This is a genomic window from Type-A symbiont of Plautia stali (assembly GCF_059731155.1).
Map to the genome: position 1 here is coordinate 3,873,032 of NZ_AP035891.1, position 23,325 is coordinate 3,896,356.

A 23,325-nucleotide genomic window follows, 5' to 3' on the forward strand; every position below is an offset into this window, starting at 1 on the left:
AAAACTTCACTCTCAGGATGCCGCCGCAGCGACATCCCTGATGCTCAGGTGGCGCGATTCAGGTTGCCGCGCAGATCGTCGAGCTGCTGTTTCAGCGCCGCCATGGTGTCGGTATCGCAGGCGGTCGCGCACTGTACCGCTTCCGGAATGCTGGCGGCTTTTTCCTGCAGCGCGCGTCCCTGGTCGGTCAGCGTGACCACTACCTGGCGCTCATCCTGACGCGAACGCTGGCGGCGCAGCAAACCGGCGCTCTCCAGTCGTTTTAGCAGTGGCGTCAGAGTGGCCGAATCGAGAAACAGCTTTTCACCAATCTCCGACACCGTCAGATCATCCTGATGCCACAGCACCAGCATCACCAGATATTGCGGATAGGTGATTTCCAGCGCAGCCAGCAGCTGACGATAGACTTTATGCATCGCCAGATTCGCTGAATAGAGCGCGAAACACAGATGCTGATCAAGCTGGAGTGGCGCAGGCTTCACTTTTTTGTCATCTTGATTACTGTTCATGCGACTCAATATAGATAGCGCGCTAGATAATTGCAAGCAACTTTTGCCTGGAGTGTGAAGATGCGTGATTCACCGGAAGAGAAGGCGCGCCGTTATGCCACGCAGGCACATGCCGATGCGGGCCAGCGTCGTAAATACACCGACGAACCCTATATTGTGCATCCGGCTGCCGTCGCGGAGCTAGTGCGCAGCGTAAGCGATGACGAAGCGATGATCGCTGCCGCCTGGCTGCACGACACGGTGGAGGACACCGCCAGTACTTTACAGGATATTGAAGAACACTTTGGTGCGCGCGTTGCACACCTGGTGGACATGCTTACCGACAGCGCCCAGCCGCAGGCGAAAAATCGTACCGCCCGTAAGCTGGCACACTTTCGTCACACTGCCGAAGCCTCGCCCGAGGCGCAAACCATCAAGCTGGCCGATATCATCGATAACACCCGTGCCATCGTGCAGTTCGATCCCAATTTTGCCCGGGTTTACCTGGTCGAGAAACAGATTCAGATTCAGCTGTTACAGCAGGGCGATCGGCGTTTATGGCAGCAGGCCAGGCACATTATTGAACAGGGCATCGCGCAGCTGGCAAAACCGCCGTACAGCGTGCCGGAGAGCTGGTTTGTCAAACAGGCGGCGAAATACGGTAGCTTAAGCTGAAAAAAACCCGCCATGCAGGCGGGTCACAGAGAGCCGATAGTCGGCGTTATTCCAGCAGCTGTCGGCCAAGATACGGATTGGCCTGCAGCAGTTTCATCAGTTTGCGAGCCGTGGCGGATGGGCGCGTACGTTGCGCTTCCCAGCTTTTTACTGACGAGACGCTCACCCCCATCACGCGAGCGAATTCATCCACCTGCATGCCGGTCATCTCGCGTAAACGCTGCGGTTCGGGAACGGAAACGGTATTGAATGCAATTTCTGATACGGGAGTCTGTGCATCACGTGTCAAAACAATTTGCTCAAGACTGCTGAGTAATTCGACCATTAGATCTTTTATTTCCATAGAGAACTCCTTAAAACTCACTATGAAGCACGTGAAAGTAGAGAGGTAAGCGCCACCTGGCGCTGAAACCGGCCTTATCAGGTTGTATCCCGAAACAGTTTTCCCTTATCAGGGCGAAAATAGTGTTTTAATGAAACCGTTACGGGACACAGCCTGTTGCACACTGCGGAAAGATGTCAGGGCAATGCAACATTGAACCGGGTCTCTAAGTATGGGTCAGATCCCCGGCTTTGCTGCCTGTTTCCTGATTATTTTTTCTTCTTTCTTATACTGCAAACGGATCGATCACCATAAGTAACTGACCCGCCTGCACTTGCTGCCCGGCCTGGCGTTGCAGGCTGTGGATTTTGCCACTGACCGGCGCCACGATCGGGATTTCCATCTTCATGGATTCGAGAATGCCTACCGTGGCACCCGCGGTCACGTCACTGCCTTCTGCCACCAGCCATTGCCACACGCTGCCCGGCAGCAGCGGCACCGCGTTCTGCTGCGCCAGTTCGCGCGCGCGATGTTTCAGGCCAAACGCCAGCATCTGCGCCGCATCCGGCCCGAGAAAATGCAGGCCCGCCGATTCGCAGCGCGTGACGAACTCCGGTTTTTCACTGAGAAAGCCATAGCCCGGATGCAGCGCCTGCGCGCCGCTCTGTGCGGCAATCGCCAGCAGTTTGTCCTAGTTGAGGTAAGTGTCGCGCACCTGGCCCTCGCCCAGCGACCAAGCTTCATCGGCCAGCCGCACGTGGCGCGCATGGCGATCGGCTTCGGCATAGACGGCAATCGCCCGGATATTCATGGCCTGCAGGGTACGGATGATGCGCACGGCAATCGCGCCACGGTTGGCAATCAATACGCGATCAATCATGACTGAATACTCTTATTGCGGCAGGTCGTCCTGCACCAGCTGTGACGGCGTAAAACGGGTCGTCCCGTTGCGTCAGAGAATCACCACACGCTGACGCCAATCGGCGTCGGGTTGTAACCGTTACAGGGATTGTTGAGCTGCGGACAGTTGGAAATCAGCACCAGAATGTTCATCTGTGCCACCATCTCAACATACTTACCCGGCGCGGAGATGCCAGCGGCAAACGTCAGGCCGCCGTCATGGGTCACCGGCACATTCATAAAGAAGTTAATGTTGTGCGTGATATCGCAGCGCGTCAGCGCCAGACTCCGGATGCGCGGCGACCGCCAGCATCCAGCTGTCGCGACAGGAGTGCATGTGGCGCTTTTCGAGGTCATAACGCACCGTATTGCTCTCGCACGAGCAGGCGCCGCAGAGCGTATCGTGACGGCCACAGGTATCGGCGGTGATCGTCAGCATCGGCCGATCAAGACTGGAACGCAGCACGCTGCCGGCCGTGATAAACACGTTGTGCTGGCCGCGCAGCATCTCGCTCATGCTGTAGCGCTCGGCGGTATCGTCGGCGTTGAAAAACAGCGTATCCGCCGCCTGATTGCCTTCCAGATCGGTAATGCGCAGCGTTTCTCCGGCGGCAATGCGCTGCAGCCAGTAATCACCGGCGTCGATCTGCTGCTGCAGACGCGCCTGCGCCGGGTTTCGTTCACTCTCTTTGATCATCACACTTCTCCCTGCAGTTGATAGAGGGCGTTATTGCGCAGGCCGCGCTGGTTTTCCGCACGCTGCAGACAGATTTCCGGCAGCGGCGCGCGCTGCGCATCCAGCGTCAGCTGCAGCGGCTGGCGCGGATAATCGCTCGCCGGGCTGAGCGGGGGCGGACAGGTGTGCAGCAGCACCAGCGTGTCCATGGCGAAACGCAGCCGAACCTGCGCGCCAGCTTCGCCCTGCCGCTCCAGCGTTAAGCGCCCGCTGTCATCGGCGCGCACCTGCGCAAACAGATTGAGGCAGGCCGCCATGTCGCGCTGGCCAAGGCCATATTTCGCCAGCTCGACCAGGAAACTGTCGTAGCCGTTTTGATGGCGCAGGTTGCGCGCCTGCTGATAGTCGCTGACCCCGTAGCGCGCGGCCGTTTGTGCCGCGTTCAGCGTGCCGCACACGCTCTCGTGCCAGCCGAAACTGTCGTGTTCAATACTGCAGAAAATGCACCCCATGTCCGAGTAGAGACAGTGGCCGGCGGTGAGCCGAAAAGTGTGCTGGCACTTGAGCGTGTCCGGCGCGTTGTAGCGCTCCAGCAGGTTTTCCGGGTTATAAAACAGCAGGCTGGCGCTGGCGCCGCCCTCCACATCGGTCAGCGTCAGCGCGCTGCCGCTGCGCATGACAAAAGACCAGTGCGCCCCGGCGGGCAGCAGGGTTTGGTATGGCTGCATCGTGGCTTTCAACTGCGGGCTGTCGACAAAATCCAGCGTGGTTTTGGCATCGCTGAACAGGTGTGTCGCGGCAAGCTGCTGATCAAAACCGGCCAGATCGGTACCGGATGCCTGCGCCATCTGCGTGCGCGCCGCTTTGGCACTGTCGCTCTGTCCGGCCATGCTGTGCAGCGCCTCGTACCAGGCGCCGGTAAGCGCTTTGCCGAGCTGGGGATATTTGTTGAGCGTGGCGGTGTTGACCACCAGCAGGTCGAGGATTTCGCCCGGGATCTGCGCCGAGGAGAACACCAGATGGCTGTCCGGCTGCTTCTCTGCTTCCGTCAGCAGCGGATTCCACGTGACGATGGCGTTAACGTCAGCGGTGCCAAACGCCGCCACCAGATCGGCATCGGCGGTGTTAACCACCCTGACGTCCTTCTCGCTCATGCCGGATTTCTCCAGCGCGCGCCAGCAGATAGTGTGAGACCGAGAGTTCGACGAGGTTGATGGGTTTGCCTTTCAGCGCGCTGACGCTGTCCGCGCCTTTAAGCAGAATGCCGTCGTTGCCGTTGGAGTAGTCGCCGACAATGAGCGCGGTGCTGTCGACGCCGCCAGTGGCGGGAATCGTCAGCGCATCCATATTGGTCATAGTGCAGCCGTCAAAGCCACCTGCGGTGTACTGATTGACCGACTCGATATAGTCGTTAACCTGCACAAACTGGATATCGATGCCGTACTTATCGGCCCACGTTTTCACGATGCCGCTTTGCTGCGCGTAATCCCACGGCATCCAGCCAGCGTAGATGGACCAGCAAAGCTTAAAGGAAGGTTTAGCAGCGGCCAGCGACGGAACGCTGAACAGGGCGACGCTGCAAATCAGCAGCAGGCGCAGACAGGCTTTAATCATGATGATTCCTCTGGCGTTAACGGACGAAAATCAGGCAGGAGGCGGCGAGCAACGTTCTCGCTTTCCTCTCGGGCTTTTTTCCCGCCGTGTAACCGTCAGAGGACGGTCGGTCACTCTCGGACCAGCATCTCGCGATCGGAACCCTAGTGACCCATTGCAAATTGTGTGGCGACGTCGGTTGCCCGCGATCGCTCCTGCATCTGCCAGAAAGCAGGCAATATCAATGCCAGGTTGCTATCAGCCTGAAATACATGAGTTATTGCAAAGCGCTGTGCTCGCAGGCAGGCTGTGCTGCACAGTTGTGCAGCAGGCACGCACCAGCGTGAAGCACTGCAGATCAGCCGTTGTACAGCCGGGCCATTGCACTATTCTTTAGGACCTTTCCCAGCGAATCGAATTTAGCCATCGTCACAACAGGAGTTGAATTATGGCGTCAGGAATTTCCCGCATCTGGATGCGTAGCGGCATGCTGCTGACCGGCGTGCTACTTGTGCTGCAGCTTACCGCCTGCGGCGATAAAAAGGGTGATCAGCGCAAAGCCTTTACTGATTTTCTGCAAAACACCGTGATGCGCAGCGGTGAACATCTGCCCAGCCTGAGCGAAAACCAGAAGCAAACCTTCGGTAACTACGCCAGTGATTACGCCATCCTGTATGGCTTCTCGCAGCAGGTGAATCAGGCGGTGGATCAGGGCATGCGCCCGGTGGTTGATGAGCTGGCGGCCATCCGCGTGCCGCAGGATTATCTGACACGCCGCGACAGTCTGCGCCAGGCGAGCGGCAATCTGAGCGTGCTGACTCAGCAGATTCAGAGTGCCAAAATGCAGGCCGACAGCAGCAAAGCCACGCTGAAGCAGCCGGACGATCTGAAGAAAGTGTACGACAGCGTGTACGCCAAAGTGGTGACTCAGCCAGCCAGCACGCTGATCCCGCTGCTGCCGCAGTTGCAGGCGCTGAGCCAGTCGGCAGTTCAGGCCGGCGATTATCTGCAGTCGCAGGGCGCACGCGTCAGCTTCAATGACGGCGGCGTTCAGTTCCCGACACAGGAGCAGGCCACGCAGTACAACACGCTGATGAGCAATCTCGCCAGCAACACGCAAGCGCTGACCCAAGCACAAAATGCCGTACAGGGCGGTTTGCAGTAAGCCGCTCAGCGGGCAGTTCTCCACTGCCCGCTTTTTCAGATTTTCGTCACTTCCTTATATCGCCTTTTTCTGTCAGCACAGAGTGTGATCTGGAGCATTTTCAACCAAAAATAGTTTGTGATCTCAATCTTATTTGTGAGACAAGCCGGCCCAAGGGAAAGGTGACTTTTGTCACATTTCTAGCGCTATTGCGCGCATTTTTTCGCCGGCGTTGCTTTCTTACAGGGTATTTTTGTGATCAAAATCACCTTTAATCCCCCTGCCCACCCCAACTTAGCGTGATATGCATCACACGTTTTCCCGACGCTACGCAGTGTAATCAACTAGTGCTAGAGTCCGCGTGCATACAGTAATGCCACGGCCCCCCGCCGTAACGTCTTAACAAAAACAAACGCGCTCTCTTATTGCAGCGCGTCTCAATAAGGGGTGGGTTTATGTCCTCATCCATCAGTCAAGGCCAAGGTTCAGAGCTTTGGTCGCTTTCTGAGTAATATGGTGATGCCAAACATCGGTGCGTTTATCGCCTAGGGTATCATCACAGCGCTGTTCATTCCAACGGGATGGATTCCTAACGAAACGCTGGCCAAGCTGGTCGGCCCGATGATTACCTACCTGCTGCCGTTGCTCATCTGCTTCACCGGTGGTCGTCTGGTGGGTGGCGATCGCGGCGGCGTGGTCGGTGCCATCACCACCATGGGCGTGATCGTCGGTGCCGATATGCCGATGTTCCTTGGCTCGATGATTGCCGGTCCGCTGGGTGGCTGGGCGATCAAGTCGTTTGACCGCGCGGTTGACGGCAAAATCAAAAGCGGCTTCGAGATGCTGGTCAACAACTTCTCGGCCGGTATTATCGGTATGCTGCTGGCGCTGCTGGCATTCCTCGCTATCGGTCCGCTGGTAGAAGGTCTGTCGCACATTCTCGCCGCCGGCGTAAACCTGATGGTGCAGAACAACCTGCCGCCGCTGACCTCAATCTTTGTTGAACCGGCGAAAATCCTGTTCCTCAATAACGCCATCAACCACGGTATCTTCTCGCCGCTGGGTATCCAGCAGGCCAGCGAAGCGGGCAAATCGATCTTCTTCCTGATTGAAGCGAACCCGGGTCCGGGTATGGGCGTGCTGGTTGCTTACATGATCTTCGGCCGCGGCAGCGCGAAGCAGTCTGCGGACGGTGCAGCGATCATCCACTTCCTTGGCGGTATCCACGAAATCTACTTCCCGTACGTGCTGATGGCGCCGCGCCTGCTGCTGGCGGTGATCCTCGGCCAGCTGGCCGGTCACGCCACCATTCGCGAAGCCATTCTCGATCAGAAAGTGCGTGCCGTGGTGCAGGGCGCGATGCAGGAGAGCGGCGCGGTGCTGATCAAGCGTTATGGTTTCGATGCGGAGAAACATGCCGCGTATATCCAGAAAATCCTGACGCGTTTCGAAAACCCGTACCTGAAAGATGACGTCGAGCGCGTGGGCCGTCAGCCACTGCGCAAGCTGAGCGCCGGCGATCGCCTAATCAAGCCGACACTGGGCACGCTGGAGTATCAGCTGCCACACGCAAGCCTGGTGCAGGGCATTGCCGCCGCGATGCACTATCGCAGCGAAGCCGATCCGCAGGCGCAGGCGCAGGAGCTGGCGTCACTGATCGCGCAGAAAGGCCCACAGGCGGCGCTGGCGGAGATTTCTGGCCTCGATGCCAATAGCGAAGTGGTGAGCTCAGTGGTGAGCGCTTACCACGCTATGGCATAATGCGCGCCCTTTAGTGGTCAATTCGGGCACGGCAGCAGCGTGCCCGTCGACGGTAGCTGAATGATGCAGGCAATAATGGAAGAGAAGCAGGCTTTTGAAAACCGGGTGCTTGAGCGGCTGAACGCCGGTCGTTCGGTGAGAAGCTTCCTGATCGCCGCTGTCGAACTGCTGGCGGAAGCAGTCAATCTGCTGGTGCTGCAGGTCTTTCGCAAAGACGACTACGCGGTGAAATATGCGGTGGAACCGCTGCTGCTGGGCAACGGCCCGCTGGGCGAGCTGTCGGTACGCCTGAAGCTCATCTACGGCCTGGGGGTGATCAATCGCCACGAATACGAAGACTGCGAGCTGCTGTTGGCGCTGCGTGAGGAGCTGAATCACGACACCAGCGACTACCGCTTTACCGACGATGAAATACTCGGCCCGTTCGGCGAACTGCACTGCGTGCTGGCCTGGCCGCCGCAACCCGATTTCACCCGCGACGACGCCGCGTTGCGCGCCATGCAGCAACAGCGCTACCTGCAGATGGTGCGCTCCACCATGGTGCTGTCGCTGACCGAGCTGATTTCCCGTATCTCGCACAAACAGGCCTTCAAGAAGCCCGCCGTGTAACGCTTCCCCTGCGGCGCTGTCGCCACGCGCCGCTGTTCTCCCCGCCGCAGACAAAATATTACGCAGGATATTGATGCAGCGCTTTTTTTGCGCGGTTGATGATTTTGCCAACAATCGTCAGATAGCGATATACTTACCGTTCCTGTGGCAAACAGACGACATCCCTATGAAATACGATACATCTGAACTCTGCGACATCTACCATGAAGAAGTGAACGTTGTTGAACCGCTTTTTTCGAACTTTGGTGGGCGCACCTCATTCGGTAGTCAAATTACCACAGTGAAATGTTTCGAAGACAACGGCCTGCTGTATGACCTGCTCGAAGAGAACGGTCGCGGTCGCGTACTGCTGGTGGACGGCGGCGGCTCAGTGCGGCGCGCGCTGGTTGACGCACAACTGGCGCGGCTGGCGGCGCAAAACGAGTGGGAAGGCATCGTGGTGTACTGCTCGGTTCGCTAGGTCGATGAACGGGAAGAGCTGGAGATCGGCATTCAGGCGATTGCGGCCATTCCGGTAGGCGCCGCAGGCGAAGGCATCGGCGAGAGCGACGTGCGGGTTAACTTCGGCGGCGTCACCTTCTTCTCCGGCGATCATCTCTGCGCCGACAACACCGGCATGATCCTGTCTGAAGACGCACTCGACATCGAGTAAGCGACAAACAAAAACGGGTGCCGCGGCACCCGTTGGTTTAAGCGCTGAGGCTTAAACTTCTTCCATTTTTCCCAGCAGTGCACGCAGGCGCTCCTGCCATACATGCTGCTCTTCTTTCAGGTGCTGATTTTCACACGCCAGCGCTTCGTGATTGCCGGATGCCTGGCTCATTTCGTTTTTCAGGTTATTGTTCTGCTCTTTCAGCTCTTCAATTTCCATCTGCAGCAGGGTGATGGTATCAATCGCCTGCTGTACTTTCGCTTCCAGTTTCTCGAATACTTCAAATGACATCTTTCTGACCTCTCCTAAATCGTGCAAGGCGTTGATAGACCGGGCGTGCCTTAAAATAGTGCGTCCAGCCACGATGTCCCGATTGTATGTAGCCACACCCGGCAAGTCCAGCAGCACAAGGCCTGCGAGGGAAGTCTGTAACACTTTTCAGTTTATACTTGGAAAACGCGCAACTTCGCGCATTTTGCGCGCGGTCACACGCGCAGGGTGCAGCGCAGCGGGGGTTTTTGGCCCTAAACACAGGCAAAAGACGCGAAAACTCGCATTTTTATGACACGGAACACAAAATTCGATTTCGCTATTTCTCGCTTATGCTTGTTAACGATAAATTAACATCAACCCTACATTAGAGCTGGGCGACTCAAGGATTGAGAACAAAAACTGATAAAATTTAACCTCGCTTCAGGAATTCCATTATGAGTCAGACAACGAACACACTCAAGGTCAGTGCATCGCCGAGTTTCTCGGTACCGGTTTGATCATCTTTTTTGGTGCCGGCTGTGTGGCGGCGCTGAAGCTGGCCGGTGCCGCATTCGGCCAGTGGGAAATTTGTATCATCTGGGGTCTTGCTGTCTCCATGGCAGTTTATCTGAGCGCAGGCGTGTCCGGCGCTCACCTCAATCCGGCAGTCACGGTTGCACTGTGCCTGTTCGCCAACTTCGAAGGCCGCAAAGTTTTACCTTATATTGTGTCGCAAATCGCTGGCGCGTTCTGTGCGGCGGCGCTGGTCTACGGTCTTTACTACAATCTGTTCTTTGATTACGAAGCCAGCCACCAGATGGTACGCGGCAGCGTGCAGAGCCTCGATCTGGCCGGTATCTTCTCCACCTATCCGAACCCGCACATCACCGTGGCGCAGGCATTCCTGGTGGAAATGGTGATTACTGCCGTGCTGATGGCGGTAATCATGGCGCTGACCGACGACGGCAACGGCGTACCGCGTGGCCCGCTGGCGCCGCTGCTGATTGGTCTGCTGGTGGCGGTGATTGGTGGTTCCATGGGTCCGCTGACCGGCTTCGCCCTGAACCCGGTGCGTGACTTCGGTCCGAAGCTGTTCGCCTTCTTCGCTGGCTGGGGTAACGTGGCGTTCACCGGTGGTAAAGATATTCCTTACTTCCTGGTGCCAATTTTTGGCCCGCTGGTCGGAGCCTGCCTCGGTGCCTTCGGTTATCGTGCGCTGATTGGCCGCTACCTGCCGGGCAACCTTGCAGAAACCAGTAAAACAGAAAAACCGGTCGCGCGCGCTGAGCAGCGTAAAGCGTAAGTTTCATCGTTAATCATCAGGAAACCATAATGACTACGACTGATAAAAAATATATTGTCGCGCTCGATCAGGGCACAACCAGCTCACATGCCGTTGTGCTCGATCATGACGCCAACATCGTCGCCGTCTCACAGCGCGAATTCACTCAGATCTACCCGAAAGCCGGCTGGGTTGAGCACGATCCGATGGACATCTGGGCCTCACAGAGCTCCACGCTGGTGAAAGTGGTGGCGCACGCTAATATCCGTTCTGACCAGATCGCCGCCATCGGTATCACCAACCAGCGTGAAACCGCGATTGTCTGGGACAAAGAGACCGGCAAACCGATTTACAACGCCATCGTCTGGCAAGATCCGCGTACCGCCGATTACTGTAACAAGCTGAAGAAAGAGGGTCTGGAAGAATATATCCAGCACTCCACCGGCCTGGTGATTAACCCGTACTTCTCCGGCACCAAGGTGAAGTGGATTCTCGACCATGTGGAAGGCGCGCGCGAGCGGGCAAAACGCGGCGAACTGCTGTTCGGCACCGTCGACACCTGGCTGGTATGGAAAATGACCCAGGGCCGCGTGCACATCACCGATCACACCAACGCATCGCGTACCATGATGTACAACATCCACAAGCTGGAGTGGGATGCGCGCATGCTGGAGATTCTGGATATTCCGCGCGAAATGCTGCCGGAAGTGAAAGGATCGTCCGAAATCTACGGCCAGACCAACATTGGTGGTAAGGGCGGTACGCGTATTCCTATCGCCGGTATCGCCGGTGACCAGCAGGCTGCGCTGTATGGCCAGCTGTGTGTGCAGCCTGGCATGGCGAAAAACACCTACGGCACCGGCTGCTTTATGCTGATGAACACCGGTACCGAAGCGGTTACCTCTACCCACGGTCTGCTGACCACCATCGCCTGCGGTCCACGCGGCGAGGTGAACTACGCGCTGGAAGGTGCCGTGTTCATCGGTGGTGCGTCAATTCAGTGGCTGCGCGATGAGATGAAGCTGATCAGCGATGCGGGCGACTCTGAATACTTCGCGATGAAAGTCAAAGACACCAACGGTGTGTACATGGTGCCGGCCTTTACCGGTCTCGGCGCACCGTACTGGGACCCGTATGCGCGTGGCGCAATCTTCGGTCTGACCCGTGGTGCCAATGCCAACCACATCATTCGCGCCACACTGGAGTCCATCGCTTACCAGACGCGTGATGTGCTGGAAGCGATGCAGAACGATGCTGATACCCGCCTGCAGTCGCTGCGCGTGGATGGCGGTGCGGTGGCCAACAACTTCCTGATGCAGTTCCAGTCCGATATTCTCGGCACGCGCGTGGAGCGTCCGGAAGTGCGCGAAGTGACCGCGCTGGGTGCGGCTTACCTCGCTGGTCTGGCGGTCGGTTTCTGGAACGATCTGGAAGAAGTTCGTGCTAAAGCCGTGGTGGAACGCGAATTCCGTCCAAGCATTGAAACTACCGAATGCAACGTGCGCTATGCCGGCTGGAAAAAAGCCGTGGCGCGCGCCCAAGCGTGGGAAGAAGAAGAGTAACACTGTGCTGACCCGCGGCGCCCTGCCGCGGGTTTTTCCCGTGCCCCTGCCCCGCTGTGCTACACTGCCCGCCTGTTTTTTGTCAGGTGCATACCATGAAACGAGAACTCGCGATTGAATTTTCCCGTGTGACCGAAGCCGCTGCGTTAGCGGGCTATCACTGGTTAGGACGCGGCGACAAGAATGCCGCCGACGGCGCCGCCGTTAACGCTATGCGCATTATGCTCAACACCATCAACATCGACGGCCAGATCGTGATTGGCGAGGGCGAAATCGACGAAGCACCGATGCTGTACATTGGTGAGAAAGTCGGTACCGGCGACGGCGATGCGGTGGACATTGCGGTTGATCCCATCGAAGGCACACGCATGACTGCGATGGGCCAAGCCAACGCGCTGGCGGTGCTGGCGGTGGGCGATAAAGGCAGTTTCCTGCACACACCTGATATGTATATGGAAAAGCTGATTGTCGGTCCGGGCGCGCGCGGCGCTATCGATCTCAACCAGCCGCTCGCCACCAATCTGCAGTCGATTGCGCAGACGCTCAATAAACAGCTCAGCCAGCTGACGGTGTCGATTCTCGCCAAACCGCGTCACGATGCGGTCATCGCGCAGCTGCAGCAGCTGGGCGTGCGCGTGTTTGCTTTCCCGGACGGCGACGTGGCGGCCTCCATTCTCACCTGTATGCCGGACAGCGAAGTGGACGTGCTGTATGGCATCGGCGGTGCGCCAGAAGGTGTGGTATCGGCGGCGGTGATCCGCGCCATGGATGGCGACATGCAGGCGCGCCTGCTGGCTCGTCATCAGGTCAAAGGGGATTCGGCCGAAAACCGCCGTCTGGGTGAGCAGGAGCTGGCGCGCTGTGCCGAAATGGGCATCAACGCCGGGGAAGTGCTGACGCTGCAACAGATGGCGCGTAACGATAACGTGATTTTCGCGGCGACCGGCATCACCACGGGCGATCTGCTAAAGGGCATCACGCGCCAGGGCAATATCGCCACCAGCGAAACGCTGCTGGTGCGCGGTAAATCGCGCACCATTCGCCGCATTCAGTCGATCCACTATCTGGACCGCAAAGACGCGGCGCTGCACCCTTTTATCCTGTAACCGTCTGTTTGCCGCTCTCCGGATGACGCGAGAGCGGCCACCAGCACAGCAGCATCACCAGCGACGTCACAAACATCAGCATGCCGAGGCTCGACTGATCGTGCTGCGGCAGCAGCGCGCCGATCACCGGTGCCAGCAGCGGGCTGACCAGAATGCCCATGTTGAGCAGGCTGTTGGCCTAGCGCAGCGCAATGCCGGAGTAGAGATCACGCGGCATGGTGCGCGCCATGACGCCAGCCACGCCGGTACCCAGTCCCTGCACCGCACTGCCCAATACCAGCACACTCAGCGACGGCGCAAACAGGGCGATCAGCGCGCCCGCCGCGAAGATCGTCATTCCCGCGAGGATCACCGGACGCCGGCCAATGCTGTCCGACAGCGGGCCGTAGATCAGCTGCGATCCGCCGTAGGCCATCAGATAGGCCGCCATCACCTGCTGCATGGCGCCGCTGCGTACGTTAAGCGCCTCTGCCATGTTCGCCATGGCGGGCACATAGATGGTCTGCGCCATCTGCCCGACCGCCACCAGCACAATCAGCATGAACAGCAGAAAGCGGTTTTGCGTATTACTCATCATCATGGAACAAAATGTCTGCCTGAGAAACAAAGTAATGACAGCACTAAACAGGGCTGCCGGAGAGTTATGGCGGCAAAAATATCAGGAATTGCGCACAAAGCGAGAGGCGGGCGTAAAGCGATAGCTCAGGCACCGTCAAGCTTCTGTACCAGGCTGTAACGTGGCCGCTACAGTTGCTGATGTGTGCGGACGATTTGTCGCAGAGAACCCTTTGCCCGCTGGGGGGCTGGAAATCTGGTGCCGGGCTGACGAAGAATAGAAAGAGACCAATTATCAATCATCAGGAGCGAACATGGCAGAGTGGGTCAATGCAGAAGTAAAAGAAGTGAAAAACTGGACCGATGCACTGTTCAGCCTGCGCGTCACTGCGCCCATCGACCCCTTTATCGCCGGCCAGTTTGCCAAGCTGGCGCTGGAAGTCGACGGCGAACGCGTGCAGCGCGCCTACTCCTACGTTAACGCGCCGCAGGATCCGCTGTTGGAGTTCTATCTGGTGACGGTGCCGGAAGGGAAGCTCAGCCCGCGTTTGCAGGCGCTGCAGCCCGGCGATCAAGTGATGGTGACCAAAGAAGCGGCCGGTTTCTTTGTGCTGGATGAGATCCCCGACTGCCAGACGCTGTGGATGCTGGCGACCGGCACGGCGATCGGCCCGTATCTGTCGATTTTGCAACAGGGTGAAGGGCTGGAGCGCTTCGATAATATCGTGCTGGTGCACGCTGCGCGCTATGCGGCCGACCTGAGTTTTCTGCCGCTGATGCAGCAGCTACAGCAGCGTTATCAGGGCAAGCTGCATATTCAGACGGTGGTCAGCCGCGAGCAGATGCCCGGTTCACTGCATGGCCGCGTACCGCAGCTGATCGAGAGCGGAGAACTGGAAAACGCCGTGGGCCTGCCGATGCTCGCCGACACCAGCCACGTGATGCTGTGCGGTAACCCGCAGATGGTGCGCGATACCCAGCAATTGCTGAAAGAGACCCGCGATATGCGTAAGCATTTCAAACGTAAACCCGGCCACATGACCAGCGAGCATTACTGGTAATCGCGCCGGCAGCAAAATGTCAGATTTTTCCCGGCGCGGGTTTTGACTTTCAGCGGTAAAAACCGTTTTAATTGTGGGCTAAGTGAATGATTTAGGGCCGAAGCAATGAAGAATCTGCCAGTCGCGCTGCTGCTCAGCGTCGCACTGACATTTTCCGCCTGGGCGGAGGACGCGCCCGCGCAGGATCGCAACGATCACCTGCCTGCGGCGCCGTATCTGCTGGCAGGTGCGCCCACCTTTGATATGACCACCGCGCAGTTCCGCGAAAAGTACAACGCCGCCAATCCTGATCTGCCGCTGCAGGAGTATCGCGCCATCGATAACCGCGATGACAAAAGCCACCTGACACGCGCCGCCAGCAAAATCAGCGAAACGCTGTATGCCTCTACCGCGCTGGAACAGGGCACCGGCAAGATTAAAACGCTGCAGATTACCTGGCTGCCGGTGCCGGGCCCGGATATGAAAGCGGCACAGACACGCGCCATGGATTACATGACTGCGCTACTGCGCTTTTTTGTGCCCGGTTTGTCACCGGAAGAGGGACACAAGAAGCTCGATGGCCTGCTCAGCGCCGGCAAGGGCGCACACTATTTTTCCCGCACCGAAGGTGCACTGCGCTTTGTGGTCGCAGACAATGGCGACAAGGGACTGACCTTCGCCGTTGAGCCCATCAAACTGGCGCTCGCTAGCCCCTGATCTCCCCAGCAAAAATGACGAAAAGCAAAGCCAGCGCCCCATTTGATCTCTATACTGTCTGGCAGACATCGCTGCCCCGATGGCAGCGCTATTTCATGAATCGCGTTATGCGGAGGAAAGAATGCGACATCCACTGGTTATGGGTAACTGGAAACTGAATGGCAGCAAGCACATGGCGGGCGAGCTGATTGAAGGTCTGCGCAAAGAGCTGTCAAGTGTGGAAGGCTGCGGTGTGGCGATTGCTCCGCCGGCGATCTATCTGGATCAGGCCAAACACGCCATTTCCGGCAGCCACATTGCGCTGGGTGCGCAGAACGTTGACGTGAACCTGTCTGGCGCTTTCACCGGTGAAACCTCTGCCGAGATGCTGAAAGACATCGGCGCGAAATACATCATCATCGGCCACTCTGAGCGCCGCACCTACCATAAAGAGAGCGACGAGTTCATCGCCAAGAAATTCGCCGTGCTGAAGGCCGCAGGCCTGGTACCGGTGCTGTGCATCGGTGAGACCGAAGCCGAGAACGAAGCCGGCAAAACTGAAGAAGTGTGCGCACGTCAGATCGACGCCGTGCTGGAAACCCAGGGTGCAGCGGCCTTCGAAGGCGCGGTTATCGCCTATGAGCCAGTATGGGCTATCGGTACCGGTAAATCGGCTACCCCAGCGCAGGCGCAGGCAGTACACAAATTCATTCGTGACCACATCGCGAAGAAAGATGCCGCTATCGCTGAGCAGGTAATCATTCAGTACGGCGGTTCGGTCAACGACAAAAACGCCGCAGAACTGTTCACCCAGCCGGACATCGACGGCGCGCTGGTGGGCGGTGCGTCGCTGAAGGCAGATGCTTTCGCGGTAATCGTTAAAGCCGCTGCGGCAGCAAAAAACGCTTAAGTTGCTGACGCAAAGAAAGGCGGCTGATGAGCCGCCTTTTTTATGGCCTTAATCGGTCGCGATGCCACTCACTCCAGCAAACGGCACTGGTGATCCTGCAGTTCTTCCGCCGAGCCGCGATTCAGCTTCAGCCAGTTGCGCTCCAGCGCCAGCAGCGCCAGGCGTCCATCCGGCAACTGGGCCAGCGCCAGCCCGTATTTGCCCATCTCACCGCGCGCATGCGGCACCTCCTCTGCCAGCCGGATAAACACGCTTTGCTGCGCCAGTTCGGCGGTGATCAGCGTGTGAATCAGCCAGCGATGCCGCAGCAGCGTTGCCGTCTGCCACTGCGCATTCAGCTTCGGCGCCAGCGTATCCAGCTGCTGACGCACATCCGGTCGCAGGCAGGAGATATGAATGTGCAGCTGATTCTGCGTACGACCATACTGCGCGTTGATGGCCAGCGACAGCACGCGGTCGTCGACAGGCGCACTGCGCTTCTGCGCCAGCAGGCGGCGCTGCTGCCAGGCAGCAGCAAACAGGTTCGGCGTGGTGGGTTCAAGGAGGATTGGGCTCTCCATGCCGGTGATTTTTGCTATCGGCATCAGCAGATATTGCAGCGGGCCATTCAGATCTTTGAGCGTGACGTAACCCTGCGCCAGATTGACCTGCTGACAGGAGGCAGGATTACCGCGTTGCGTCATGTCCGGTACGCACTTTTCGCTGACAATCTGCCACAGCGCGTCGGCGTTTTTATGTAAATGCACCGCACCGGCGATCAGTCCGGCAATCAGAAGAATGAACGCGATAATCAGCAACGTAAGACTACGGCGGCGCGCCTGCATAGCCAGATCCTCAGTGATGAGCTGTCAGCATCCTCACCTGTCGCCAGCGGAAAGTCATGGCTTTTTCCGCGCCGCAAAGCAAAACGGCCAGCGCAGGGCTGACCGTTTCGTCATGATGTCAACGCGGTTACGGTTTCATGACATGATTGTAGCTGCCACCGTCGGCAAAGTGTGCTTTCTGCGCTTTGCTCCAGCCGCCAAACTTGTCATCTATGGTGAACAGCTTAACCGGCGCGAAGCTGCTGGCAAACTTCTTCGCTACCTCAGGATTGCGCGGGCGATAGAAGTTTTGCGCCGCGATGGTCTGGCCTTCCGGTGAGTAGAGATATTTCAGGTACTCTTCCGCCACCTTACGCGTGCCCTGCTCATCCACCACTTTATCGACCACAGAGACCGTCGGTTCGGCGAGGATCGATTCGCTCGGCGTAACGATTTCAAACTTGTCTTTGCCCAGCTTATCGACGGCCAGATAGGCTTCGTTTTCCCATGCAATCAGCACATCACCGATACCGCGCTCAACGAAGGTATTGGTCGCACCACGTGCACCGGAATCCTGCACTTCAACGTTTTTGAACAGCGCCCGGACGTAAGCCAGCGCTTTGGCCTGGTCACCGTGGTTCTGGTCCAGCGCCCAGCCCTAGGCCGCCAGATAGTTCCAGCGTGCACCGCCGGAGTTTTTCGGGTTTGGCGTGATCACGGAAACGCTTGGCTTGATCAGATTCGGCCAGTCATGAATGCCTTTAGCATTGCCTTTGCGCACCAGGAACACGATGGTGGAAGTATAAGGTGCCGAGTTGTCCGGCAGACGCTTGATCCAGCTTTTATCAATACGACCACGGTCAGCAATAGCATCCACGTCGGACTGCAGCGCCAGCGTAACTACATCCGCGCGGATGCCATTGATCACGGACGTCGCCTGCTTACCCGAACCGCCGTGCGACTGGCGGATCACCACGTTATCACCGGTTTCCTGCTTGTAGTGCGCGCTAAACGCTTTGTTATACTGCTCGTACAGCTTCACGGGTTGGATCGTAAGAGACGTTTAACAGCTGAATATCCTTTGCCAGAACACTGGTTGAAGCCAGTAACAGGGTGACACCAATACTCCACTTGTTCATTGCTTGCTCTCCCGAGGTCGTTATAGAACAAGACTGACACAAAGCAATGCATGGATTAAAGAATTAAAAATAAGCTGTTATAACTATGGAGAATATATCCAGACATAAAAAAGGGCGCGAAAGCGATCGCACCCGATTAATCATTGATTAGTAGAGTTTTTTCGCGGTATCCAGCCAGTCGCGCTTGAACGGACGCTTCATGTTTTCGATAGCGTCGATGATGTCATGATGCACCATCTTCTCGTTCTGAATACCCACGCAGCGACCACCGTAGCCTTGCAGCAGCAGCTCAATTGAATAAGCGCCCATGCGTGATGCCAGAATGCGGTCGTAAGCGCATGGCGCACCGCCACGCTGAATGTGACCGAGCACGGTGGCGCGGGTTTCACGCTTGGTTTCCGCTTCAATAAAGTGCGCCAGATCGTCGATGTCACAGATGTGTTCGGTGATCGCCACGATGGCGTGTTTTTTACCTTTCGCAATGCCGGCCTGGATTTCTGCCACCAGCTCTTCGCGCGTGTAAGGGATTTCAGGCAGCACGATGAACTCACAGCCACCGGCGATGGCCGCCGCTAAGGTCAGGTCACCACAGTAGCGCCCCATCACTTCAACGATGGAGATACGCTGATGCGAAGAAGAGGTGTCGCGCAGACGGTCAATCGCTTCAACCACGGTTTCCAGCGCGGTGAAATAACCGATGGTGTAATCGGTACCGGCGACGTCATTGTCGATGGTGCCCGGCAGGCCAATGCACGGGAAGCCCATTTCGGTCAGGCGTTTAGCGCCCATGTAAGAACCGTCACCGCCGATCACCACCAGCGCATCAATGCCGCGCTTTTTCATGTTTTCGATCGCGACCTGACGCACTTCTTCGTTGCGAAACTCCGGGAAACGCGCCGAGCCGAGGAAGGTGCCGCCGCGGTTAATCATGTCCGACACGCTGTAGCGGTCGAGGTTGATCATGCGGTCTTCGTACAAACCCAGATAGCCGTCATAAATACCAAAAACTTCAAGGCCTTCACTCAGCGCGGAACGGACAACTCCGCGAATGGCTGCGTTCATACCCGGGGCGTCGCCGCCGCTGGTCAGTACTCCGATTTTTTCGATCATGACAACCTCTGGATTGTTCAAAACTAAGGATTATTCCTGCCTGTCGACCAGTGTCGACCAGCTCGCGATCGCACGGCTTAATAGTTGCAGATAGTATATCAAAGGCTTGATGCTGAATTGATTCAGGTCAGACAAGTTTTCGCTAATTTTTTACAGAGTTGTTAGCGTTACGTCATTTTTTTCACGCAATGCTATGTTTTATAACGGCTAAAACTGAAAAAACCCTGCTGATTTTGCGGCACGACAGAATAGGGGTCCTGATGAATAATCACATCTGAGCCGGGAAATTTTTACCGTAATGCCTGCTCAATTTGATCGGCCACCTGATGCGCCTGCACCAGCGGGAGATGATCGTCCATCTCCAGGTGAAGCTGAATGAACCGCGTCGGGCCAGACTGCCGCGTACGTAACGCATGGGCACCGCGTACGCCGGGCCAGTGGCTTACCAGCGCGATAATCGCCTGTTTTTCCTGCTCCGGTAGCGCACGATCCAGCAGCGACTGCACCGCTTCATAGCCCATGCGCAGCGCGTTATAGAGGATATATATGCCGATGCCGAGCGCAAACAGCGCATCCGCACGCTTAAAACCATAACTGCTTAAGCCCAGCGCAACCAGAATGGCACCGTTCATCACCACATCCGACTGATAATGCAGCATGTCCGCGCGAATCGCCTGGCTGCGGGTACGCCGTACCACCCAGCGTTGAAAAGCGACCAGCACCAGCGTGGAGCTGAGGGCGATCAGCGTCACAATTACGCCAACCAGCGGCGCGCGCAGCGTTTCCGGTGTGGCCAGATGCTGCAGCCCGGTAAGAAACAGAAACAGCGCCGATCCGGAGATAAACATGCTTTGCGCCAGTGCCGCCAGCGATTCCGCTTTGCCGTGACCAAAGGTGTGATCGTCATCGGCAGGCTGCAATGAATAGCGCACCACCAGCAGATTGGTCAGTGACGCGGCGATATCGACCAGCGAATCCACCAGCGCCGCCAGCACGCTGACCGAACCGGTGTACCACCAGGCGAAAATTTTCACGATCAGCAACAGCGTTGCCAGCGTGGTCGCCGCCAGCGCCGCGCGGTTTACCAGTTTTGCGTAGGAAGGTTCCATGCCTTGCCTCGTCAGGCGCTGCAGCACGCCATGCAGTGGAAAATGGCTCAAGTTTATCACCGTCCCGTGCAGACTGCGTGACAGGATGGCGAAACGGATGCAATTTGCCCGCGAATTCAGGGCAAAAAAAAACCGCCATCATGGCGGGGAAGACAGGGATGGTGTCTATGGCAAGGAAAACAGGGATACTATGTTACTGGTTACTGCTGGTACTACTCACTGCTTGCAGCGGTGATGATGGCTGCAATCTGGAAAGCCGACGCGCTTCGTTTAGGCGCCGCTCAAAATTCTTCTGCAATGTCGCTTGCTGTGCAGGCGTTAGCAGGTGATACATCTGATTACGAATCCGGGCCATCTCGATTTGCAGTTCTACCTGCTCGCGTGCCTGTTTCTCCGCCTGCTGCCGGATAGCCGATTCGTTAAATTTGTCTGCAATGACAAGGTTATGCATAGTTTCTATGTCCTGAACGCTTAATACCGGGCGTTCATGGCGCGCTTGCTTCATCAGGTCGTGCATCTGTTGCCGCTGTTGTTCAGTCAGCTCAATGCCATCGAACATGTGGCTTTGCGGATTTTGCGTCATACTGCCTGTCGTCAATCCGCCGTTATGATGCATCTCGTCAATCGTCGTCGTGTCTGCTGCTTCTGCGCTGGCGTGACTGAGAACCATCGCTGAGGCAAAGACGACGGCGGTTAAGTAGCGCATCGTTTACTCCCGGTTCGTTCCGTTTTGCGATTCAACGAGAGTTAGTGTACGGCGACAGCTGCAAACATCCGTCAAGGGGTGTAAAACTACGTAAAGCGTTGGATTGCCACTATAGGAACACGGTATTTTGCCTGCGGAGGGCAACAAAAAATGAATAAAATCCTGTTGGTTGATGACGACCGCGAATTGACTTCGCTGCTTAAAGAACTGCTTGAAATGGATGGTTTTGAGGTGATTGTCGCCAGCGATGGCGAGCAGGCGCTCAATCTGCTGGACAACACCGTCGACCTGCTTTTGCTCGATGTAATGATGCCGAAGAAGAACGGTATCGACACGTTAAAAGAACTACGCCAGCAACATCAAACCCCTGTCATCATGCTGACCGCCCGCGGTAGCGAGCTGGACCGCGTTCTGGGCCTGGAACTGGGCGCGGATGACTATCTGCCAAAGCCGTTCAACGATCGCGAACTGGTGGCGCGTATCCGTGCGATTCTGCGCCGTTCCAACTGGAGCGAACAGCAGCAACAGCACGATAACAGCTCACCGACGCTGGAAGTGGATTGCCTGCGCCTGAATCCGGGCCGTCAGGAAGCCAGCTTCGACAGCGAAACGCTGGATCTCACCGGCACCGAGTTCACCCTGCTCTACTTACTGGCGCAGCATCTTGGCCAGGTGGTGTCACGCGAGCATCTCAGCCAAGAAGTGCTGGGCAAGCGCCTGACGCCGTTTGATCGCGCCATTGATATGCACATCTCTAACCTGCGTCGTAAGCTGCCGGAACGTCGTGATGGTCATCCGTGGTTCAAAACTCTGCGCGGACGCGGCTATCTGATGGTTTCGGCATCATGATTGGAAGTTTGACCACCCGCATCTTCGCCATCTTCTGGCTCACCCTGGCGCTGGTGTTGATGCTGGTACTGATGGTGCCCAAACTCGATTCGCGCCAGATGACCTCGCTGATGGAGAGCGAACAGCGTCAGGGCACCATGATTGAGCAACACGTTGAGGCGGAGCTGTCACAGGATCCGCCCAACGACCTGATGTGGTGGCGCCGGCTGTTTCGCGCCATCGACAAATGGGCACCGCCCGGTCAGCGCCTGCTGCTGGTTACCAGCGAAGGACGGGTGATCGGTGCGCAGCACAATGAAATGCAGGTGATCCGCAACTTTATCGGCCAGTCCGATAATGCCGATCATCCGCAGAAGAAAAAGTATGGCCGCGTCGAGATGGTCGGCCCCTTCGCGGTGCGCGACGGCGAAGACAATTACCAGCTGTATCTGATCCGTCCCGTCACCAGCTCCCAGCTCGATTTCGTCAACCTGCTGTTTGACCGTCCTCTGCTGCTGCTCATCGTCACCATGTTAATCAGCTCGCCGCTGCTGCTGTGGCTGGCGTGGAGCCTAGCGCGTCCAGCACGCAAACTAAAACATGCCGCTGATGAAGTGGCGAGCGGAAATTTGCGTCAGCATCCGGAACTGGAATCGGGCCCGCAGGAATTTCTTGCTGCCGGCTCCAGTTTCAACCAGATGGTGAGCGCGCTCGAACGCATGATGACGGCACAGCAGCGTCTGCTGTCGGATATCAGCCATGAATTACGCACACCACTGACGCGCCTGCAGCTGGCGACTGCGCTACTGCGCCGGCGTCATGGCGAAGGCAAAGAGCTGGAGCGCATTGAGACCGAAGCGCAGCGTCTGGACGGCATGATCAACGACTTGCTGGTACTGTCGCGCACCCAGCACAAGAACGCGCTGGTGAGCGAAGCGATAAAGGCCAACCAGCTGTGGAACGGCGTACTGGAAGATGCCAAATTCGAAGCGGAGCAGATGGGTAAAACCATGGACGTGCCGTATCCGCCCGGCCCGTGGCCGCTGTACGGCAACCCGCATGCGCTGGAAAGTGCGCTGGAGAACATTGTGCGTAACGCGTTGCGCTATTCGCACACGCACATCAGCGTTAGCTTTGCGGTGGATATTCAGGGCATCACCGTGCACGTGGACGACGACGGTCCCGGCGTCAGCCCGGAAGATCGCGAGCAGATTTTCCGTCCGTTCTACCGCACCGATGAAGCGCGTGACCGTGAATCCGGCGGCACCGGGCTCGGGCTGGCGATTGTCGAAACCGCCGTGCAACAGCACCGCGGCTGGGTGAAAGCCGATGACAGCCCGTTAGGCGGTCTGCGCCTGACGCTGTGGCTGCCGCTGTACTCCGCCCGGCAATAATTTACTATGCTGC

Annotated in this window: 18 protein-coding genes, 9 pseudogenes and 1 riboswitch; of the genes and pseudogenes, 14 read left to right on the top strand and 13 right to left on the bottom strand. The window is 57.4% G+C overall.

Going from position 1 to position 23,325, the window contains the following annotated elements:
* Positions 1–44: 44 nt before the first annotated feature.
* Positions 45–509, bottom strand: a complete 465-nt coding sequence (locus AC6I8M_RS20470; RefSeq protein ID WP_010616544.1) for a MarR family winged helix-turn-helix transcriptional regulator — start codon at positions 507–509, stop codon at positions 45–47.
* 60 nt (positions 510–569) lie between these two features.
* Between AC6I8M_RS20470 and AC6I8M_RS20475 the strand changes: the two genes are divergently transcribed.
* Positions 570–1,163 (top strand): HD domain-containing protein, encoded by a 594-nt coding sequence (locus AC6I8M_RS20475; protein WP_010616543.1) that lies wholly within the window; start codon positions 570–572, stop codon positions 1,161–1,163.
* Between the two features lie 46 nt (positions 1,164–1,209).
* On the opposite strand, the gene AC6I8M_RS20480 is transcribed toward AC6I8M_RS20475, so the two are convergent.
* The 5 genes and pseudogenes from AC6I8M_RS20480 to AC6I8M_RS20500 form a co-directional block, all read right to left on the bottom strand.
* The gene (locus AC6I8M_RS20480; RefSeq protein WP_010616542.1) at positions 1,210–1,506 is read right to left on the bottom strand and encodes an HTH-type transcriptional regulator; all 297 of its coding nucleotides are present in this window, start codon (positions 1,504–1,506) and stop codon (positions 1,210–1,212) included.
* A 265-nt stretch (positions 1,507–1,771) separates the two neighbouring features.
* Positions 1,772–2,365, bottom strand: a pseudogene (locus AC6I8M_RS20485) (acyl-CoA carboxylase biotin carboxyl carrier protein subunit).
* An 80-nt stretch (positions 2,366–2,445) separates the two neighbouring features.
* Positions 2,446–3,082 (bottom strand): annotated as a pseudogene (locus AC6I8M_RS20490) (urea amidolyase associated protein UAAP2).
* The gene (locus tag AC6I8M_RS20495; protein ID WP_041387616.1) at positions 3,082–3,789 is read right to left on the bottom strand and encodes an urea amidolyase associated protein UAAP1; all 708 of its coding nucleotides are present in this window, start codon (positions 3,787–3,789) and stop codon (positions 3,082–3,084) included. Before AC6I8M_RS20495 ends, AC6I8M_RS20490 begins: the two are co-directional and overlap by 1 nt.
* A pseudogene (locus AC6I8M_RS20500) lies at positions 3,784–4,675 on the bottom strand (putative urea ABC transporter substrate-binding protein); the annotation flags it as partial. The pseudogene AC6I8M_RS20500 and the gene AC6I8M_RS20495, both read right to left, overlap by 6 nt.
* Positions 4,676–4,738: 63 nt before the next feature.
* A riboswitch (guanidine-I (ykkC/yxkD leader) is annotated at positions 4,739–4,833 on the bottom strand.
* 269 nt (positions 4,834–5,102) lie between these two features.
* On the opposite strand from AC6I8M_RS20500, the gene AC6I8M_RS20505 reads away from it, so the two are divergent.
* The 5 genes and pseudogenes from AC6I8M_RS20505 to rraA all read left to right on the top strand — a co-directional run bounded on the left by AC6I8M_RS20505 (position 5,103) and on the right by rraA (position 8,820).
* Positions 5,103–5,819, top strand: coding sequence for a DUF3053 domain-containing protein (locus AC6I8M_RS20505; protein WP_498013589.1), 717 nt, complete (start codon positions 5,103–5,105; stop codon positions 5,817–5,819).
* Between the two features lie 492 nt (positions 5,820–6,311).
* Positions 6,312–7,092 (top strand): annotated as a pseudogene (gene mtlA / locus AC6I8M_RS20510) (mannitol-specific PTS transporter subunit IIC); the annotation flags it as partial.
* 41 nt (positions 7,093–7,133) lie between these two features.
* Positions 7,134–7,559: a mannitol dehydrogenase family protein gene (locus AC6I8M_RS20515; RefSeq protein ID WP_498013839.1), complete on the top strand. Its 426-nt coding sequence runs from the start codon at positions 7,134–7,136 to the stop codon at positions 7,557–7,559.
* Between the two features lie 60 nt (positions 7,560–7,619).
* Positions 7,620–8,168 (top strand): mannitol operon repressor MtlR, encoded by a 549-nt coding sequence (gene mtlR, locus AC6I8M_RS20520; RefSeq protein WP_022548536.1) that lies wholly within the window; start codon positions 7,620–7,622, stop codon positions 8,166–8,168.
* 166 nt (positions 8,169–8,334) lie between these two features.
* Positions 8,335–8,820: pseudogene (gene rraA / locus AC6I8M_RS20525) on the top strand (ribonuclease E activity regulator RraA).
* A 51-nt stretch (positions 8,821–8,871) separates the two neighbouring features.
* On the opposite strand, the gene zapB reads toward rraA, so the two are convergent.
* Positions 8,872–9,111: a cell division protein ZapB gene (zapB, locus tag AC6I8M_RS20530; protein ID WP_010616536.1), complete on the bottom strand. Its 240-nt coding sequence runs from the start codon at positions 9,109–9,111 to the stop codon at positions 8,872–8,874.
* Between the two features lie 416 nt (positions 9,112–9,527).
* Between zapB and AC6I8M_RS20535 the strand changes: the two are divergent.
* The 3 genes and pseudogenes from AC6I8M_RS20535 (at position 9,528) to glpX (ending at position 13,022) form a co-directional block, all read left to right on the top strand.
* Positions 9,528–10,375, top strand: a pseudogene (locus AC6I8M_RS20535) (MIP/aquaporin family protein).
* Between the two features lie 29 nt (positions 10,376–10,404).
* Positions 10,405–11,916 carry a glycerol kinase GlpK gene (gene glpK / locus AC6I8M_RS20540; protein ID WP_010616534.1) on the top strand — a complete coding sequence of 504 codons (1,512 nt, stop codon included), beginning with the start codon at positions 10,405–10,407 and terminating at the stop codon, positions 11,914–11,916.
* 95 nt (positions 11,917–12,011) lie between these two features.
* The gene (gene glpX / locus AC6I8M_RS20545) at positions 12,012–13,022 is read left to right on the top strand and encodes a class II fructose-bisphosphatase (RefSeq protein ID WP_010616533.1); all 1,011 of its coding nucleotides are present in this window, start codon (positions 12,012–12,014) and stop codon (positions 13,020–13,022) included.
* A 103-nt stretch (positions 13,023–13,125) separates the two neighbouring features.
* Here the strand turns inward: glpX and AC6I8M_RS20550 are convergent.
* Positions 13,126–13,596, bottom strand: a pseudogene (locus tag AC6I8M_RS20550) (MFS transporter); the annotation flags it as partial.
* Positions 13,597–13,891: 295 nt separating this feature from the next.
* Here AC6I8M_RS20550 and fpr point away from each other — a divergent pair.
* From fpr to tpiA, 3 genes are all read left to right on the top strand, one after another.
* A complete protein-coding gene (fpr, locus tag AC6I8M_RS20555) occupies positions 13,892–14,638 on the top strand; it encodes a ferredoxin--NADP(+) reductase (protein ID WP_010616532.1) in 747 nt (248 codons plus the stop codon).
* Between the two features lie 105 nt (positions 14,639–14,743).
* Positions 14,744–15,334, top strand: a complete 591-nt coding sequence (locus tag AC6I8M_RS20560) for a YiiQ family protein (protein ID WP_010616531.1) — start codon at positions 14,744–14,746, stop codon at positions 15,332–15,334.
* A 121-nt stretch (positions 15,335–15,455) separates the two neighbouring features.
* Complete coding sequence (gene tpiA, locus AC6I8M_RS20565) at positions 15,456–16,223, top strand: triose-phosphate isomerase (protein WP_498013590.1); 768 nt, start codon at positions 15,456–15,458, stop codon at positions 16,221–16,223.
* Positions 16,224–16,291: 68 nt separating this feature from the next.
* Here tpiA and AC6I8M_RS20570 read toward each other — a convergent pair whose 3' ends face one another.
* The 5 genes and pseudogenes from AC6I8M_RS20570 to cpxP form a co-directional block, all read right to left on the bottom strand.
* Positions 16,292–17,047, bottom strand: coding sequence for a CDP-diacylglycerol diphosphatase (locus AC6I8M_RS20570; protein ID WP_010616529.1), 756 nt, complete (start codon positions 17,045–17,047; stop codon positions 16,292–16,294).
* A gap of 127 nt (positions 17,048–17,174) precedes the next feature.
* A pseudogene (locus tag AC6I8M_RS20575) lies at positions 17,175–18,165 on the bottom strand (sulfate ABC transporter substrate-binding protein).
* A gap of 147 nt (positions 18,166–18,312) precedes the next feature.
* Positions 18,313–19,275: a 6-phosphofructokinase gene (gene pfkA, locus AC6I8M_RS20580; RefSeq protein WP_010616528.1), complete on the bottom strand. Its 963-nt coding sequence runs from the start codon at positions 19,273–19,275 to the stop codon at positions 18,313–18,315.
* Between the two features lie 191 nt (positions 19,276–19,466).
* Positions 19,467–20,384, bottom strand: a pseudogene (gene fieF / locus AC6I8M_RS20585) (CDF family cation-efflux transporter FieF).
* 193 nt (positions 20,385–20,577) lie between these two features.
* On the bottom strand, positions 20,578–21,090 hold the full coding sequence (gene cpxP, locus AC6I8M_RS20590; RefSeq protein ID WP_010616526.1) for a cell-envelope stress modulator CpxP: 513 nt from the start codon (positions 21,088–21,090) through the stop codon (positions 20,578–20,580).
* Positions 21,091–21,240: 150 nt separating this feature from the next.
* Here cpxP and cpxR point away from each other — a divergent pair, with 150 nt between their 5' ends.
* Positions 21,241–21,939 (top strand): envelope stress response regulator transcription factor CpxR, encoded by a 699-nt coding sequence (cpxR, locus tag AC6I8M_RS20595; RefSeq protein ID WP_010616525.1) that lies wholly within the window; start codon positions 21,241–21,243, stop codon positions 21,937–21,939.
* Positions 21,936–23,312, top strand: coding sequence for an envelope stress sensor histidine kinase CpxA (gene cpxA / locus AC6I8M_RS20600; protein WP_498013591.1), 1,377 nt, complete (start codon positions 21,936–21,938; stop codon positions 23,310–23,312). Before cpxR ends, cpxA begins: the two co-directional genes overlap by 4 nt.
* Positions 23,313–23,325 lie beyond the last annotated feature (13 nt).